Consider the following 16007-nt stretch of genomic DNA (forward strand, 5'->3'; position numbering starts at 1 on the left):
GGTCAGTCTGGTGTTTTCGGGCCGCGTGCAGACCAACAGATGGAAGAGACGATCGTTCGGCAATTGGCGCGCGATCCAGAAAAGGGAATTCACATGCGTCACGTTTCTATGTTGAGTGCGGCTTCATTCATCGCGCTAGCGGTTGCAGCTCCATCCCACGCCCAGACAGTCACGACGGCTGATGAGGCGCAAGAAGACGATACAGCGATCATCGTGACCGCGCGTCGCCAGAATGAACGTTTGCAAGATGTGCCCGCCTCAGTCTCCGTTCTGACAGCCGACGCACTTCAGAAAACGGGCGCGACAAACGCTTCCGATTTTTCACAGCTTACCCCCGGTGTCACCATCGTAACCGGTACGGCCGAGGCTGGTGATACGCAGATCAACATCCGCGGCATCAATGGCGCGCGCGATGCGGAAAGCTCGGTCGCGCTGGTGGTCGATGGCATCCTTAAAACCAACACCGCCCAGCTCAACCAGAACCAGGGCACGCTGCGCCAAGTAGAAATCCTCAAGGGCCCGCAAGGCGCGCTCTATGGCCGCAACGCGGCTGCTGGCGCAATCGTCCTGCAAACCGCCAAACCAAGTGATATTGTCGAAGGGGCGGTGCGCGCCTCTTACGCCAACGAGAGCACTTTCGAGGCCACCGGCTATGTCTCCAGCCCGCTTGGCGAGAACCTTGGCATCGTTGCATCCGGCTATTACCGCACCACAGATGGGTTCTTCTTCAACGAATTTCTCAACGACGACGTCGTCGATGATCAGGAGGTCTGGTCAGTGGACGGCCGCCTCGTCGTCGGTTTGGGCGAGGCGACCGAACTTGATGTAAAGGCACGCTATTCACAGCTTCGTGGTGCGTCGATCAACTTCAACTCCTCTTTCCACATCCCCGCATTTGGCGCGACCAACCCCGCCTTTTTCGAGGACGTGAACGAGCACCCCTTCGTCTACAACGGCAATATCCGTCCCACGAACGAACAAGACAGCTTCGACATCTCCGCCAAGATCGAGCATGATTTCGACGGCGTCACGCTTACCGCTTGGGCACTTTATTCCGACGTTGACCAATTGCTGACCGCCGACGGGACCAGCGCCGATTTCGCTCGCTTTATCGGCGCCGCTGATCCGGCTGCACAAGGCGTCGTCGATAGCTGCTTTGCCACCACCGCGCAGTTGACCGGCTTCCCCGTCGCGCAGCCCGGCTTTATCGGCGAAATTCCGGTGCCATTTATCTTTGCGCCTGCCAATGGCTCCACATTTGGCGCGTACAGCCCGACCACCTGCGACGGCACTCAGCTACAAATCCGCAAACAATCCGACATCAGTGCGGAAATCCGGCTTGCGTCCAATGATGGCGGTCCGTTGAGCTGGCAGCTGGGTGGCTATTTCCTCAATATCGACCGTGAAACGGGCGTCTCTATCGGCGGTGACACGGGTGCTGGCGTTTCAGAGGCGTTGTTCAACGCACCGGACAGTTCCAACCCGACCAGCCTGCTTTTGAACGATGAATTCGACACCTCGGTCTATGCCATTTTTGGCAATGCGGAATATGAATTCGACACCGTCACGCTCGGCCTGGCACTGCGCTATGACATCGAGGATCGTTCGTCCACCTCACTCGTCCCGACAGATGCGCTTGACCCTTTCACCGGCGGACCGATCAATCCGGGCCTCGCGTTTGGCGCGTTTACGCCCGTTTCGGAAACCTTCAAGCAGCTGCAACCCAAGTTGAGCTTCAGCTGGCAGCCGTCACCCGATTTCAACCTCTACGCCAACTGGGGCATCGGGTTTAAGTCGGGCGGCTTCAACAATCAGGGTTCCGCCGCGATCATCGACGCCAACTTCGTTCAGGCGCTGGGCGCGGATGTGACCATTGCCGATGTTTATGACAAGGAAGTCTCCTCCGCCTTTGAAGTGGGTCTGAAAGGCGAGATTGCGAACGGCGCTATCACATTCGATCTCGCAGGCTACTACACCGAAATCGACGATATGCAGTTCTTCGAGTTCTTCGTGGGCTCGTTCGGATTGCTGCGCGTCGTTTCCAATATCGACGAAGTCGAGGTCTACGGCCTTGAGTTCAACACAGCGGCGGAAATCGTTGATGGGTGGAAAATCTTTGGCGCGGTGAACATCACCGAAAGCGAGATCAAGGCGAACAGCTCGCGTCCATCGACAGTTGGTAACAAGTCGCCATACACCGCCGACTATACGATCAACCTCGGGACAGAGATCGACACACCTCTGAATGACAGCATGGATCTGATCCTTCGGGCAGACTATCGGATCACCGGACCAACGTGGTTCCACTCCTTCCAGGATCAAACATCGCCAACTCTGTTTTCCGGGCTCCTCCCGATCTCCGCGCTCGCGCTTCCGGCGGAAGTCGGCAATGCCGACTACAGCGTCGCGGAGCGCGAAGCCTTCGGCGTTCTGAACCTTCGCGCCGGAGTAGAAGTTGGTAACTTCACCGCTGCCGTCTTTGCCGAAAACGCGTTGAACCGCGAATATCTGAACGAGGTTATTCCGGCGATCGAGTTTGGCGGTTCTTTCATTTCGCCGGGTGCACGGCGTTTGGTCGGGGTAGAAGTGGGCTACCGCTTCTGATCCCGACCTGACAGCAACGCTTCGAGCGTCGCGGAAAACGGGCAGGCCCTTGTCACAGGGTCTGCCCTTTTCTTTTGTCTGGTGTAAAAGGCTTCTCGCTACGCAATCAAGCTGACACACAGCCATCGCAAAAGGGCGATCAGCTTAACCACACGGAACCGATCACAAATGACAGACACCCGATCACGGCGCCTTGAACTCAGCCGGCGCTTTGCTCTCAAATCCTTTGGTGCATCGGCGATCACCGGCCTCTCTCTATTGAGTGCCGGCGGCGCGATCGCATCGCCCGTATTCCGCCAATATCCGTTTCAGCTGGGCATCGCATCAGGGGAGCCGGAGGCAGACGGCTTCGTCATTTGGACAAGGCTCGCCCCGCAGCCCTTCGAGCCTGGTTATGGCATGTTGCCGGCGCCTGTCGAAGTGCGCTGGGAGGTGGCAAGTGATGAGCGGATGCAAAACAAGGTTGCCGAAGGAACCGCGATTGCCCGCCCCGAGCTTGGCCATGCAGTCCACGTCGAGGTCGCAGGACTGGAACCCAATCGCCCTTATTTCTACCGCTTCTATTCCGGTCGCGAGAGAAGCGGCATTGGCCGTGCGAAAACAACCCCTGCCCTGGGTCAACCGATTGACAAACTTCGGTTCGGCGTGGCTGGCTGCCAGAACTACGAAGAAGGCTTTTACACCGCGCACCGTTATCTAGCAGCGGAAGAGGCTGACTTCATCTTCTGCTACGGCGATTACATTTATGAATACCGCGGCGACCGGATGCGCGCCCAATGGAACGGCGAAGTCACCGAAAATGTCCGCCCGCACTATGGGCAGGAAGTCCAAACTATCGAGGATTACCGCCGCCGGTATGCGCAGTATAAAATGGACCCCGACCTTCAGGCGGCCCACGCCTCTGCGCCGTGGTTCGTGACGTGGGACGACCATGAGATCGACAACAACTGGGTCAGCGATCTTGATCAGGACGGCACGCCAGCCTCCATTTTTGCGCTTCGACAGCAGATGGCGATGCAGGCATATTACGAGCATATGCCGCTGCGGGCTTCATCCATGCCGCTGGGCAATCGGATGCAAATTTACCGTCAGCAACGCTTTGGCGATTTGCTCGATCTGAACCTTCTCGACACGCGCCAATACCGCACCGATCAGCCATGCGATGACCGCTGGGCGCAGATGTGCGATGAAGTAAAGAGCCGCGATGCTCAGGTTCTCGGCAAAGTTCAGGAGGACTGGCTGTTCGACAAGCTGAAATCCTCCAAAGCGCAGTGGCAGGTGCTTGCTCAGCAAATCATGATGATGGACCTCGACCGCCGCATTGGCGAAGGCGAAGGGCGCAATGTCGATAGCTGGGGCGGTTATGAAACGCCGCGCGACCGCGTGCTGGCGCAGGTGCAGGAACTTGGCAAAGACAGCGTTATCGTGCTGACCGGTGATGAGCACCAGAACTATGCGGGCCAGCTTCATCTTGATGGGCAACGCCCCGGCGCAAGGCCGATTGCGACCGAATTCGTAACCACCTCGATCACCTCGGGCGGGGACGGGGTTGACGAGCGATCCGACACCGCCTTGATCCAGAAAGAGAACGACTGCCTGAAATGGCACAATGCACAGCGCGGGTATTCCATCTGCGAGGTGACGCGTGACCAATGGACGACCGAATACAAGACGATGGACTATGTTTCGCGTCGTGGCGGTTCGATCAGGACACGCAAACGGATGGCAGTGGCGGCCGGTGATCCGGGATCACTTGCCGAGGCGTAAGCCAAGTAGCAGAGAAACAAAAAGGGGCGGATGGGTTCAACCTGTCCGCCCCTTTTTTGCGGGTGACCGGCGTTTAGCCCGGGTAAACGGGAACCCCGCTCCCCGGCGTATAAGGTGCGCCCATCGCGGCCAGTTCATCTTCCAGCGCCTCTACGCGAAGTTCGACATCGCGAAGCTGGCCAAGGACCTCTTGGAACTCGGACTTGGCGATTTCGAACGCTGTTTTGTCCGAGCCCGTGACCGGCGACTGATGGCTCCAGCCCCAGCCACGGATTTGCCCGATCCGCTGGTTGATGGAGAACGGTGCCGGTTCGTCGCGGCCAGCCACCGTGCGGTCGCCAAACAACGCCATATCGGCATTGTCGAGCAGGCTTTCGATCTGCTGGATCGAGCTTCGCTGCGCATCGTTTGGCTGAGGCAGGGCCTCAACTGCGACCTTCATCAGTTCCACCCGGTTGCGAAGCTCTCTTGAGGCCGCGCTTGCGCCGGATACCGCTTTGGACAGTTCGGCGGTTTCGTTTTGGAAAGCGAGTACAGCGGCGCGATCGTCTGCGATCTCAGGGCTGTTGTCGAGCTCCTTGACGGTAAAGCTTTGCGGGTTGCCCAGTGGTGTCAAAACCCCGTTCACCCGCTTGCCCATCTGCACAGTGTACTCACCCGGAAGCACCAGCGGACCCGTTGGCGCGCTCGAAAAGATGCTGGAGCTGGGCGGAGCGAGGCTCGCAGGGTTCGGCGCAGGATAGCGCAGGTCCCAAGCGACCCGGTGCAGGCCCTTGGTGTGCGGACCGGTCATGCGGCGCACGATCTGGCCGCTTGCATCAGTGATAGTGAATACGATCGCGGGCGCATCCTCGCGGTCCTCTGCACGAAGCGCCTCCCATGATGGATACGGCGTATCGCCCCCTTGCTTTTCAATCTCGCGCTCAGCCTGGCGTCGGGCCTGAGCGCGCGTTTCGAGACCGTCGCGAAGGGTATAGGTGAAAACCGCGCCAAAGGGCGGGTTTTCCGCGTACCAGAAGTTGTCTCCATTGGACGCCTGCGCGCTGCCATAAGTGCCCCAAAGATCGCCTTCAATATACAACCAGGGATCGCGCACGGGGAACAGCGTTGCCTCGTTCGCAGCAACGCTCGCGGCGTTCGTTCGAAGCGCCGAATAGTCGTCGAGAATATAGACGCCGCGCCCGAAGGTGCCCACGACCAGGTCGTTTTCACGCCGCTGGATCTCCAGATCGCGCACGTTGATGGTTGGGAAATTCGCCTTCAGCTGATGCCAACTGCCTCCGCCGTTTTGCGAATAGAACAGGCCAAACTCTGTGCCCACGAACAAGAGATTTGGATCAACATGATCTTCGGCGATAGTGTGAGCCGACCCCTTCGAAGGCAGATTGCCCGAGATGGATTGCCACGTGCGGCCACGGTCATTCGTGCGGTAGACGTAAGGCGCATCATCGCCGCGCTTATGGTTGTCGAACACGGCATAGGCGACGTCTGGGTTGTGGTTGGAGGAGACGATGTCTTCAACCAGCGTCATATCCGGCACACCGCGAACGCTTGTCAGCCTGCGCCAGTTCGCGCCGTTGTTTTCAGTGACCGAAATGACCCCGTCATCGGTGCCGACATAGATAAGCCCTTCGACAAGCGGGCTCTCGCTCAGCGCAATGGCTGCGCCGTAAATCGAGGTGGAATCGTTCTTCGCAATCGCATCCACGCTCCACACACGGCCCATCACCTCCAAGGCGTTGCGGTCAATCTGGCGGGTGAGATCTGGGCTGATCTTCTCCCACGAATTGCCGCGGTCGTTAGAGGCGAAGAGGTATTCCGCCGCATAGTAAATGCGGTCGGGATTGTGCGGACTGATGAGCAGCGGCGTGTTCCAGTTCCATTTGTAAGCGGGTTCGCCAGCTTCGGGTTGCGGGGTGAGGAACACCCGCTCCTGAGTGCGCCGGTCGTAACGCGCAAGGCCGCCATACTGATACTGCGTATAGACGATATTGGGGTCGCGCGGGTCAATCTGTGGTTTGTAGCCATCCCCGCCCAGCACGATGTGCCAATCGGAATTGGTTATGCCGTGGACAACGGTGGTGCGCGACGGACCGCACAGCGAGTTGTTGTCCTGCGTCCCCCCGCACACGTTATAGAACGGCGCGGCATTATCGGGCTGTACGCGATAGAACTGCACAATCGGCAGGTTCTGGAAGTGGCGCCATTTCTGGCCACCATCCCATGTTTCATAAACCCCGCCATCGCCGCCGATGATCATGTGGCTCGTGTTGTTCTCATCAATCCACAGCGCGTGGTCATCGACGTGGCGGGTCGCATTGCTCATATCCGAGAAGGTCTTTCCTCCGTCGGTCGAGCGCTTTGAAAACGTATCGAGCGAATAGAGGATATCGGGGTTCTTCGGATCGACCACGATCTCGTTATAATATTGCGGGCTAGTGGTCATGTGCGAGGACCGCTTGGTCCAGCTTTGCCCGAAATCGGTAGAGCGATAGACGCCTTTCTCATCGTCCTGCGCTTCGATAATTGCATAAAGGGTGTTTGGCGCTGATGGCGCCATAGCCAATCCGATGCGGCCCACATCGTCTTTACCGGGCAAGCCCGCCGTCACCTTTTTCCAGCTTTCGCCGCCGTCGCTGGAACGGTGAATGCCAGAGCCCGGTCCACCATTGATCAGAACCCAAACATGGCGGCGACGCTGATACGACGATGCGGTGATCTTGTCGTAATTGTCGGGGTGAACGACGAATTCGTTGATACCGGTGTGCTCGTCGATCTCGAGGATCAGCTCCCAGCTCTCCCCACCATTTTTTGTCTTATAAAGCCCGCGATCTCCGCCTGCCGACCACAGCGGGCCTTGTGCTGCGACAAGAACGTGGTCTGCGTCTTCGGGATTGATCCATATCTGCGAGATGTGGCCTGATTCTTTCAGCCCCATGTTGGTCCACGATTTTCCGCCATCGGTCGATTTGTAAACGCCGTCACCAAAGGCGACCGAACGCTGAGCGTTGTTTTCGCCTGTGCCGACCCAGATGACATTTTCATCTGAAGGGGCAATTTCGACAACACCGATGGAATACGATCCCTCTCGATCGAAAATCGGAGTCCAGGTAGTGCCGGCATCCTTCGTCATCCAGAGGCCACCCGAAGCGGTGGCGACAATGTAATGGTGCGAGCCGCCTTCAAAGAAGGCAAAGTCCGAAATCCGCCCCGAGACATAGCCCGGCCCGATCAATCGCAAGGGAAGCGATGAAAGCGCACTTTTTTCATTGTCCTGCGCGCTGGCAGCCGAAGTAAGTCCCATGCCGAATGCAAGGGCGATGAACGCGACAATGCGCGTCGCGGTTTGGAAGAGTTCTCTCATGGCCTTGTGGCTTCCCCTGTGATGAGCAGCGCCCTCCCCAATTGCGTGACGCGACTCTTGTTGCCCACGACCTTAGCCAACTATCGGGACTTCGCACAGATACGAACCATTTGTGGGCGCAATATGTGTGCGCACGGGTTTTCGAATTGGACGCTGTGTGGTTTGCGCATTCCCCGCTTCGCGCTTGACCATCGCCGCGCGCTGGTCGAACGCGGCACATCGCAAACTGAGAGGCTAAACGATGTCAGACGGCTTGGATGCAAATTACGCAAAGGCTTACGGCGGATCAGCCGGATTTGGAAAATCGCCTGCGCTCGTGATGATCGACTTTGTCGAAGGCTATTTCGATCCCGAATGCGACCTTTACGCCGATGTCGATGATACTCTGGCCTCCGCCCTACGGGTGCGCGAGGCCGCTCATGCAGCGAGCATTCCCGTCATCCTTACCAATGTGGTCTATCATCCAAAAGCGATGAACGGCGGACGCTTCTACGAAAAGGCGCCGCCTTTGCGCTATTTCCTAGAAGGCAGCCCGATGGGCGCCTGGCCAAAGGGATTGGAGCCCACGGCCGATGAGCTCATCATCTCCAAACAATACCCCAGCGCGTTTTTCGGAACCTCGCTTGCCTCAACGCTGACAAGCATGCGCGTCGACAATGTGATCCTTACCGGGCTTACAACCAGCGGATGCGTGCGCGCATCGTGCGTCGATTCAATGAGCCACGGTTTCATCACCACCGTAGTGCGCGATGCCTGCGGCGACCGGCACGATGGGCCGCACGAGGCCAACCTTTTCGACATGCAGGCAAAATACGCCGACGTCGTCTCTGAAAATGCGGTGGTCGATTACCTTAAATCACTCAAATCCTGAGGTCTTTCACCTCATGCCCCCGAAACAAGCGAACGCGCGTCACACGAATTTGCAAGTGTTTACGACTGAATCGCGCACAGTTGGGCTATAGGCTCCCACACAGTCTGAGGGGTTAGTGGGGGCCGCAAAATGCAAAATGGACTAAACGACAAAGCACCCGATCCGGGCATGCTTTATCTTGCAATCGGGATAGGTGTCTTCTCGGTTCTCGCATCGTTTACACTGGCCATTTATTGTTCGGGTGCTGGCGCTGCCAGCGCGGCCTCCCAACCCCTCGAACCGGTCCTGCAAGCCGATGCACGTGGCGCAGTAGACTAGGTCAAACACGCTTTTGGATAAGCGCGCGGTGATGCCCTTTGGGTGCAATGCAAAGAAGTGCTGAACCTCGTGTTTCGAGGCGGGTCCCAATCTAACCCCCCAGGGACCCGCCTCTTTTTTTCGAATCCTTAGCGACCAAACACTTTCGCAGGGCCATTCGGCGTAAAAAGATGTAATATCTAAGCTATTATTAAGCGTAGTAGCTGGATTGATTGCCAATCAAATGTAACAGACACGCGTGTTACAAATTACCTTTTGAGGAGCACACGAGATGCGAATTGCTCTTGCAGACGATGATCGCGACATTCGCGAACAGGTCTCTGCCATGGTCCGAAAAGCGGGCCATCAGGTCGATGACTTTACCAATGGTCTCGATGTGCAGAAGGCGCTGCAGCGCGATACGTACGACGTCGTGCTGCTGGACTGGAATATGCCGGGACGCACCGGTTTCGACGTTCTGCAATGGGCATCTGAAAATCTCGATGCGGCCCCGCCATTCATCCTTCTGACCAGCCGCCAGGACAAGGGCGACATCGTTGCAGGGTTAGAGGCCGGCGCGGTCGATTACATCATCAAACCCGAAAGCGAAGAGGTCATCCGGGCCCGGATCGAAGCAGCCGCACGCCGCACCGCTGTCAAAGAGACACGCCAGACGGCTGAATATGGTCCGTTTGTTGTCAACCACAGCTCCCGCACCATCAGCCGCGATGGCGAAGCGATTTCCTTGACTGCGAAAGAATATGACCTTGCGGTGTTGATGTTCGAGAATATCGACCGGCCATTGTCGCGCGGCTATCTCTTCAGCCGTGTCTGGGGCGGCAATATCGACGTCGAAACCCGCACAATCGACATGCATATCTCTCGGCTCCGCTCGAAATTGGGGCTGACCCCCGAATCCGGCCTTGTTATCCGCACGGTTTTTGGCTTTGGTTACCGCATGGATCATTTCGAGGTCGAAACCTTGGCGTGATCGCACGTAAATGCGGGGTTATCACGATGTACAGTCCGAAACCTTGGAGCGCTGCCAATGGGCTCGCGCTCGCTTTGGCATGCGGGGCACTTACCGCTTGCGCCGTCTCTACGCCTGCTACCGTCACGTCGGCACAGCAGGCGACAAACCCCGTTACAAACCTTGCCTTCGTTAGCCAGGAGGCGGAGGAGATTGGTATTCGCGCCCGGTTCAAATCTGCGCTCAGCGAGGCTTTGTCAGCGCAGGGCGTCGGGATAAGCGCGGATGCGGATTATCTTGCCGATTTCACCGTATCCCAGCGTCCCGGCGATTATGCCTTGCAAGAAGTCACCAGCGATGATGCCAATGCATCGCCGCCCGCCAGCGACTACGAGCCGCGCTGGTTTCACAAATGCAAGCCTGCCCGCGTAAACGCGAGCCTCGTGATCTATGCCAAAACTAGCGGTGCGCTCCATTCCAAAGCGCAAGGCGAGTTTCTAGCCTGTCCCGGTGACACATCGCAGCTTGACGAGCTTGCCAACCAGTTGGCCGCCCGCGCGCTCCAAAATTAACGGCGACTATTTATAGGGCAAGCGGATCACGAAACGCGTGCCTTCGCCTTCGACGCTTTCAACCGTGATAGTTCCCTGGTGCATGTCGACCACCTGTTTGACGTAAGCCAGACCAAGCCCCGAGCTTGGTCCCTTGCTTGTGTCACGCGCACCGAAGCGGGCAAAAGGCGCCTCTTTGCGCTCTTGCGACAGGCCGGGTCCCGCATCGGCAACGGTGATTTCAAAAGCTTCCCCATCGCCTTCATCAAGGGTCATCAAAACCCGCGCGTTCTCCGGCGAAAACTTGACTGCGTTGCTAATCAGATTGTCAAGCATGCGAGCAAGGGCAAAGGCATCGACAGTTGCAAAGACAGGCTCGAACGGCGCGGCGAACGCAACCTTCACTCCGCGCCTGTGCGCCAGTGGAAATGCGCGATCAGCGGCTTCCTGAAGGATCGAGCCAAGCTCTGCTTCCTCGCGCTCAACCCCTTCGTTGGAAATGCGCGCGATCTGGACAAAATCTTCTGTCAGCTTGAGCGTGCGGCGCGATTGATCGGCGATGCGCGAAAAGCGTTCGTCGGGCGAGAGCGTCTCGTCGGCCTGATGCGCTAGGCTGATGATCGCCACTTGCGGCGAGCGCATATCATGGCTCAAGAATTCCAGCGTTTCGCGCCTTTGGCGTTCGGCCTCTTTGTTTTCGGTGATCTCACGCAGGGAAAGGACCTCGCTGCCCACCTCTTCATCAAGTTGAGCCGAGGCGAGCCAGAAGCTACGGCCATCGACTAGATTCAATTCATCGCGGCTCTCGTCCAATGTGCCGCCCACCAAATGAAACAGGTCGGTGAGCGTGGATTTTTGCGCTTTGGGCGCGGTGCCGAACAGGCTCTCGGCTGCTAAATTGCCCATCGTCACCCGGCCTTCGCCATCGGTAACCAGCATCACGTCTGGTGAGGCGTCGATGACGTCCTGAATGAGCTTGAGGTTGCCCGACACGCCGGTAGTCAACCGCTTTAGCAGCGCCACTTGCTGCGCGACGACGTCGAACCCTTCGCTTGTCCTTCCTCGGCCTTTGGGAAGGCTCGCCACCTCGCGAAGCGAAGCCGCCTCGCTTTCCAGAAAACGGCTGACCGAGGCAAGCCGTCGCCAACCCCACAGCGGATACGCGATCACTATCGCAAGCAGAGCGCCGCTTACCGGAAGCCATATATTGACGAGCATCAGCGACAGGATCGAAATCGCGAACAAGCCAGCGGTGAGCGTCAGGGCAACGATCAGAGCGCTGCGCGGGGAAAGGCGCCAGAAGCTGGCAAATAAAAGCATGATCACCGCGATCTGAAGCGCAAGAGCAATGCCGGGGTCGCCCTCCTCGATCAAATCGCCGTTCAACATCGCATTGGCGAGATGCGCCTGCATCTCCACTCCGGTAAGGATACGGCCGGCATGAAACGGCACCGAATATCGGTCCCCGAGGCCCGGAGATGTGGCGCCGACAAAAACAATCGCGTCAGCAAAAAACTCAGGCGGAACGCTGCCGGAAAGGACGGCAGATGCAGGAACCGCGCTGACCGCCCCTCTTGCGCCATAGCGCACGATCGCCTCGCTTGGGACAGGATCCGGACCGCTGAGCGCATAGTTCGTAGCCTCTCCCGCCACTTCCAGCGTCTTGACCGCAAAGTGGGGGAAGCTTCCTTCCGCCCCTCCTCTCACAAGCTCGAAGCGGCGCGCCACACCATCCACATCTGGTGTTAGAGCAACGTGTCCGACAGCGCTCGCCGCGTCTTGCAACATTGGCAGCGGATAAAGTGGCACTTCACCAAATCGCGCGTTGGGTTTGGGGGCAAAGCTGTGAGGCAGCACGACCTTGCCGCTCTGGGTCAGGCTTTGCGCCAATGCGGCATCGCTTTCGTCATCGGTGGCTTCGACAAACAGGACATCATAGGCGATTGCATCGGGGCCGAAGCCACCGATCCTTTCGATCAACTCCGCGTGGATCGCCCTGTCCCAAGGCCAGGCGCCGATCTCCTCGAGAGAAGCATCGTCGATCTCTACAAGGATGATGCGAGGATCAATTTCCGGCGTGTTGAGTGAAGCCTCCAGGTCAAGCAGAAGCAGATCGAACCGCTGCGTCCACCCGCGCGTGTGCGCAGCCACCAACAGCGCCAGCATGGCTACAAAAAGGATCAGCCATTCGGCAAAGAGACGCGTCTTTAGCAAAGGTGTAATCAGCCTAGTCGGTAACTTTCAGATCGACCGGATCGCTCCATATCTTGATTACCTCGCTCTTGGCGCCCTCGCCTTCGCTTTCACCCTCAGGGGGAATGATAAGGAAGGTCGATACCTGCCATTGATAATCGCCCGGTGCCAGATTGCTGACATAAAATCCTTCGTTGGTTAGCCCGGCTTCATCAATCAAAAGCACATCAGGATTGCCCTTCTCCCACATGCGGAAACCGGCATAGCTTTGGCCCTCGCCTTCGGGTTGCCAGACAAACTTGAATGCATCGGCAAAAGGCGATGGCGCAAGGCCGCCCGCCGCGCCCACCCGCTTGCGGCGGAACGCCTGTACGGGCGTCTCGAGCCCTTCCAGACCGCTCGCGGCGACCGCGCGCGAACGCACCGACAGGCGTGCATCCTCGATGCCCTCAAAAGTCACCACGGGCTGCGTCGTCACCTCTTCGGCGATCACGGCGAGAAAAGTCTGATCGCTTGCGATCTGCGTGCGATAGGCAACCGCACCCTCCACCGGTTCGATAGCGAAAGTGACCAGTTCGCCGGTCTGGGTTTCGTTCGGGTCAACCAGTTCAGGAGCCTCGAGCAGTTTCTCTGGATCGCCAAGCCCGCTTGCGTCACTCGCCACGCCGAGGCCTGCCGGAATATTGCTTGCGGCATCGCCTGCGGAAACCTCGACCAGCCCCTCGACGACTTCGGTGAGAGCCAGCGAGCCTTCTTCTTCATAGCCCACGCGAAATTCGGTGCCGCGCACTGCCGTCACAGCCAGCGGCGTGCCGGTGTTGAAACGCTCACCCTCGCGAAGTTTGGGTGCAGTGATTTCGCCGCGCCCGCGAAGGACGCGCAAATCCACATCCAGCCGGTCTCCCAAACGATAGCGCAGCGCGCGCTTGATCTGAACGCGCGAATTCGAAGGCAGGGCAACGCGCGTTTGCCCGCCACCCCCGCTAAGTGAGATAAATGCACGTGCGCCGGTGGTTATAATTGCCCCGGGGCGAACCTGCATGCCCTGCTCTGCGTTGCGCACCGTGCCACCTTGCCGGATCGTCACATCTCCCCGGCTGAAGCGCACATTCAAAAGCACCGGGTCCGATTTCAGAAGCTTACGCGGAACCTTAAGCACCGAACCCACGGGAATGGCGCGTGCGTTTCTGATCCGGTTCAGTTTTTGAACCTGGGAAATGGCCGCATTCGAGGTGAAATACTTACCGGCCAGAGCATAGAGCGTATCGCCCGCCTCCATCGTGTAGGAGATCGTGTCCTGCGTGCCCGAATTTGCTTGAGCGCGTGCCTGTGCCGGTACCGACAGGCTTGCGCCAACAAGCGTCGCTGCGGCGATGAAATTAAACGAAGCTCTAAGCGCCATGCCCTTCGCAAACCTTTCTCAGATTTAGCCTTATGGGCAGCATACCCCAAAATGCCGGGCGTTGCCAAAGGATGCTGGGCAAATTCATGTAAATTGACATGAAATTGCAAGTGACAGTGCCGCAACCATTAAGCCTGTAGCGCAATTCGTACACCGCATTGCGCGCGCACGGCAGACATACGCATCTTGGCGACACCCCAAGCTCAATCCTGCAACGGACCAAGCTGCGGAGCGATTAAGGTTGCCAGATGCAACGGGCCCTTCCCAAATCAACTGAGGGATGTATCACCATCTGCATGAACACACTTGCAGCACCGACAAACCCGAACCTTAAAGCCTGGCACGACTACATGCGCGAAGGCGGCGCGGAGGCGCTCAACGCGCAATTGGCCGATGACGTCACCTTTTACTCCCCCGTGGTGCACACGCCTCAGCGCGGCCGCGAAATCACTGCGGCCTATCTTCTTGCCGCCGAACAAACCCTTGGGAGCGAGCATTTCCGATACGTGCGCGAGATAGACGGCGGCGACACCGCCGTGCTTGAATTTGTAACGATGATTGATGGCATTGAGATCAACGGCATCGACATGATTACATGGAACGAGGACGGCAAGATCACCGATTTCAAAGTTATGGTTCGCCCCTTGAAGGCGATACATGCCGTACACGAAGCGATGGGCAAAATGCTGATGGAAATGAAGAAAACAGGCTAGTCGCCCCGCAAGGTCAACTCGATAAAGGCGTTCAATACACGATGTTTTCACCCCCCGAAGACCGCACCGCTCGCGAGGGCGTCCAAGGTTACATGACCGATGAGCGCCGGATGATGCAGCAAATGGCGCGCGAGTTTGCCCGCGATGAAGTGCTGCCGATCGCCAATAAGCTCGATCCTGTCCAAGGCGATATTCCGCAAGAGCTGATCGACAAGATGGGTGAGCTTGGCTTTTTCGGCATCATGATCCCCGAAGAACTCGGCGGGCTTGGCCTTGGCTGCTTTGAATACTGCCTCGCTGCGGAAGAACTGGCCGGCGCGTGGATGAGCGTCGCCTCCCTCCTTGCGCGCGCCAACACATTCTACAAATCTGTCCCTGGAGCGACTGAAGAAGAGCGCCGCAAACGCATCACGCTTATGGCCAAGGGCCAATACATGGGGGCGGTTGCCCTGTCGGAACCGGGAGCCGGGTCCGATGCTGCCGCTGTTCAATTGAAAGCGGTGCGCGAGGGCGATGAATGGGTGCTCACCGGTTCCAAATATTGGTGCACCTTTGCTGACCGCGCGGATTTTATTCAGGTGGTTGCGCGCACAGGAGCCGAAGAAGGCGCGCCGCGCCATGCCGGCATGACCTTGATCCCTGTCGAAAAACCGCGCGGGGGATTTCTTGAAGGGCTTTCAGGCTCGCCTATTCCCAAGATCGGCTATTACGGCTGGAAAACCTATGAGCTTGCCTTCGATCACGTTCGCGTGCCGGTTTACGAGCGCGATCTGAAAAACGAGGGGCGCGGGTTCTACGGTGTCGTCTCTGGCCTCGAAATCGCCCGCGCGCACACCGCCGCACGCTCGATTGGTTTGGCTCAAATGGCGCTCGACACGGCCATTGCCTATGCCCGGGAGCGCGAGCAATTTGGTCAACCAATCAGCAACTTCCAGGCGATCCGCTTTAAGGTCGCGACGATGGCCACCGAAGTCGAAGCCGCTCGGCAATTAATGTATCATGTGTGCACCGAAATTGATTCCGGCAGGCGGTGCGACCAGGAAGCCTCGATGGTCAAATACTTCGCCGCTGAAATGGCAGAGCGCGTGACGAGCGAGGCGCTGCAAATTTTGGGCGGTGCGGGATACACCACCCACTACCCGGTCGAGCGATGCTGGCGCGATGCGCGGTTGACGAAAATCTTCGAGGGATCGTCCGAAATCCAGCAGCGGATCATCTCTGACAGTATTTTTGGAAAGCCGGTCGAACCCAAATTCTAACCGCAGGAAAGCGCAT

The 16007-nt window shown here is 58.0% G+C and carries 11 protein-coding genes; 8 read left to right on the forward strand and 3 right to left on the reverse strand.

The features are described 5' to 3' along the window. Positions 1-93: 93 nt before the first annotated feature. Both MWU38_RS02445 and MWU38_RS02450 read left to right on the forward strand, forming a co-directional pair. Positions 94-2604: a TonB-dependent receptor gene (locus MWU38_RS02445; RefSeq protein ID WP_247270241.1), complete on the forward strand. Its 2511-nt coding sequence runs from the start codon at positions 94-96 to the stop codon at positions 2602-2604. 168 nt (positions 2605-2772) lie between these two features. After that, a complete protein-coding gene (locus MWU38_RS02450) occupies positions 2773-4371 on the forward strand; it encodes an alkaline phosphatase D family protein (protein ID WP_247270242.1) in 1599 nt (532 codons plus the stop codon). Positions 4372-4444: 73 nt separating this feature from the next. Here MWU38_RS02450 and MWU38_RS02455 read toward each other — a convergent pair whose 3' ends face one another. Beyond that, the gene (locus MWU38_RS02455) at positions 4445-7735 is read right to left on the reverse strand and encodes a glycosyl hydrolase (protein ID WP_247270243.1); all 3291 of its coding nucleotides are present in this window, start codon (positions 7733-7735) and stop codon (positions 4445-4447) included. Positions 7736-7976: 241 nt separating this feature from the next. On the opposite strand from MWU38_RS02455, the gene MWU38_RS02460 reads away from it, so the two are divergent. The 4 genes from MWU38_RS02460 to MWU38_RS02475 all read left to right on the forward strand — a co-directional run bounded on the left by MWU38_RS02460 (position 7977) and on the right by MWU38_RS02475 (position 10445). Then, entirely contained in the window at positions 7977-8606 is a 630-nt protein-coding gene (locus tag MWU38_RS02460; protein WP_247270244.1) for an isochorismatase family protein, read from the forward strand. Positions 8607-8735: 129 nt separating this feature from the next. Then, positions 8736-8924, forward strand: a complete 189-nt coding sequence (locus tag MWU38_RS02465; RefSeq protein ID WP_247270245.1) for a hypothetical protein — start codon at positions 8736-8738, stop codon at positions 8922-8924. A 271-nt stretch (positions 8925-9195) separates the two neighbouring features. Beyond that, positions 9196-9894 (forward strand): response regulator transcription factor, encoded by a 699-nt coding sequence (locus MWU38_RS02470; RefSeq protein WP_247270246.1) that lies wholly within the window; start codon positions 9196-9198, stop codon positions 9892-9894. Positions 9895-9920: 26 nt separating this feature from the next. Next, a complete protein-coding gene (locus MWU38_RS02475; RefSeq protein ID WP_247270247.1) occupies positions 9921-10445 on the forward strand; it encodes a hypothetical protein in 525 nt (174 codons plus the stop codon). Positions 10446-10451: 6 nt separating this feature from the next. Here the strand turns inward: MWU38_RS02475 and MWU38_RS02480 are convergent, their stop codons facing one another. Together MWU38_RS02480 and MWU38_RS02485 are read right to left on the reverse strand one after the other, a co-directional pair. Beyond that, positions 10452-12638, reverse strand: a complete 2187-nt coding sequence (locus MWU38_RS02480; protein ID WP_247270248.1) for a CHASE2 domain-containing protein — start codon at positions 12636-12638, stop codon at positions 10452-10454. A gap of 13 nt (positions 12639-12651) precedes the next feature. Continuing rightward, positions 12652-14019, reverse strand: a complete 1368-nt coding sequence (locus MWU38_RS02485; protein WP_247270249.1) for a FecR domain-containing protein — start codon at positions 14017-14019, stop codon at positions 12652-12654. Positions 14020-14315: 296 nt separating this feature from the next. Here MWU38_RS02485 and MWU38_RS02490 point away from each other — a divergent pair, with 296 nt between their 5' ends. Both MWU38_RS02490 and MWU38_RS02495 read left to right on the forward strand, forming a co-directional pair. Next, on the forward strand, positions 14316-14732 hold the full coding sequence (locus tag MWU38_RS02490; RefSeq protein ID WP_247270250.1) for a nuclear transport factor 2 family protein: 417 nt from the start codon (positions 14316-14318) through the stop codon (positions 14730-14732). A 41-nt stretch (positions 14733-14773) separates the two neighbouring features. Next, the gene (locus tag MWU38_RS02495; RefSeq protein ID WP_247270251.1) at positions 14774-15991 is read left to right on the forward strand and encodes an acyl-CoA dehydrogenase family protein; all 1218 of its coding nucleotides are present in this window, start codon (positions 14774-14776) and stop codon (positions 15989-15991) included. Positions 15992-16007 lie beyond the last annotated feature (16 nt).

This window comes from Qipengyuania sp. S6317L1 (genome assembly GCF_023015615.1).
Classification (GTDB): Bacteria; Pseudomonadota; Alphaproteobacteria; order Sphingomonadales; family Sphingomonadaceae; genus Erythrobacter.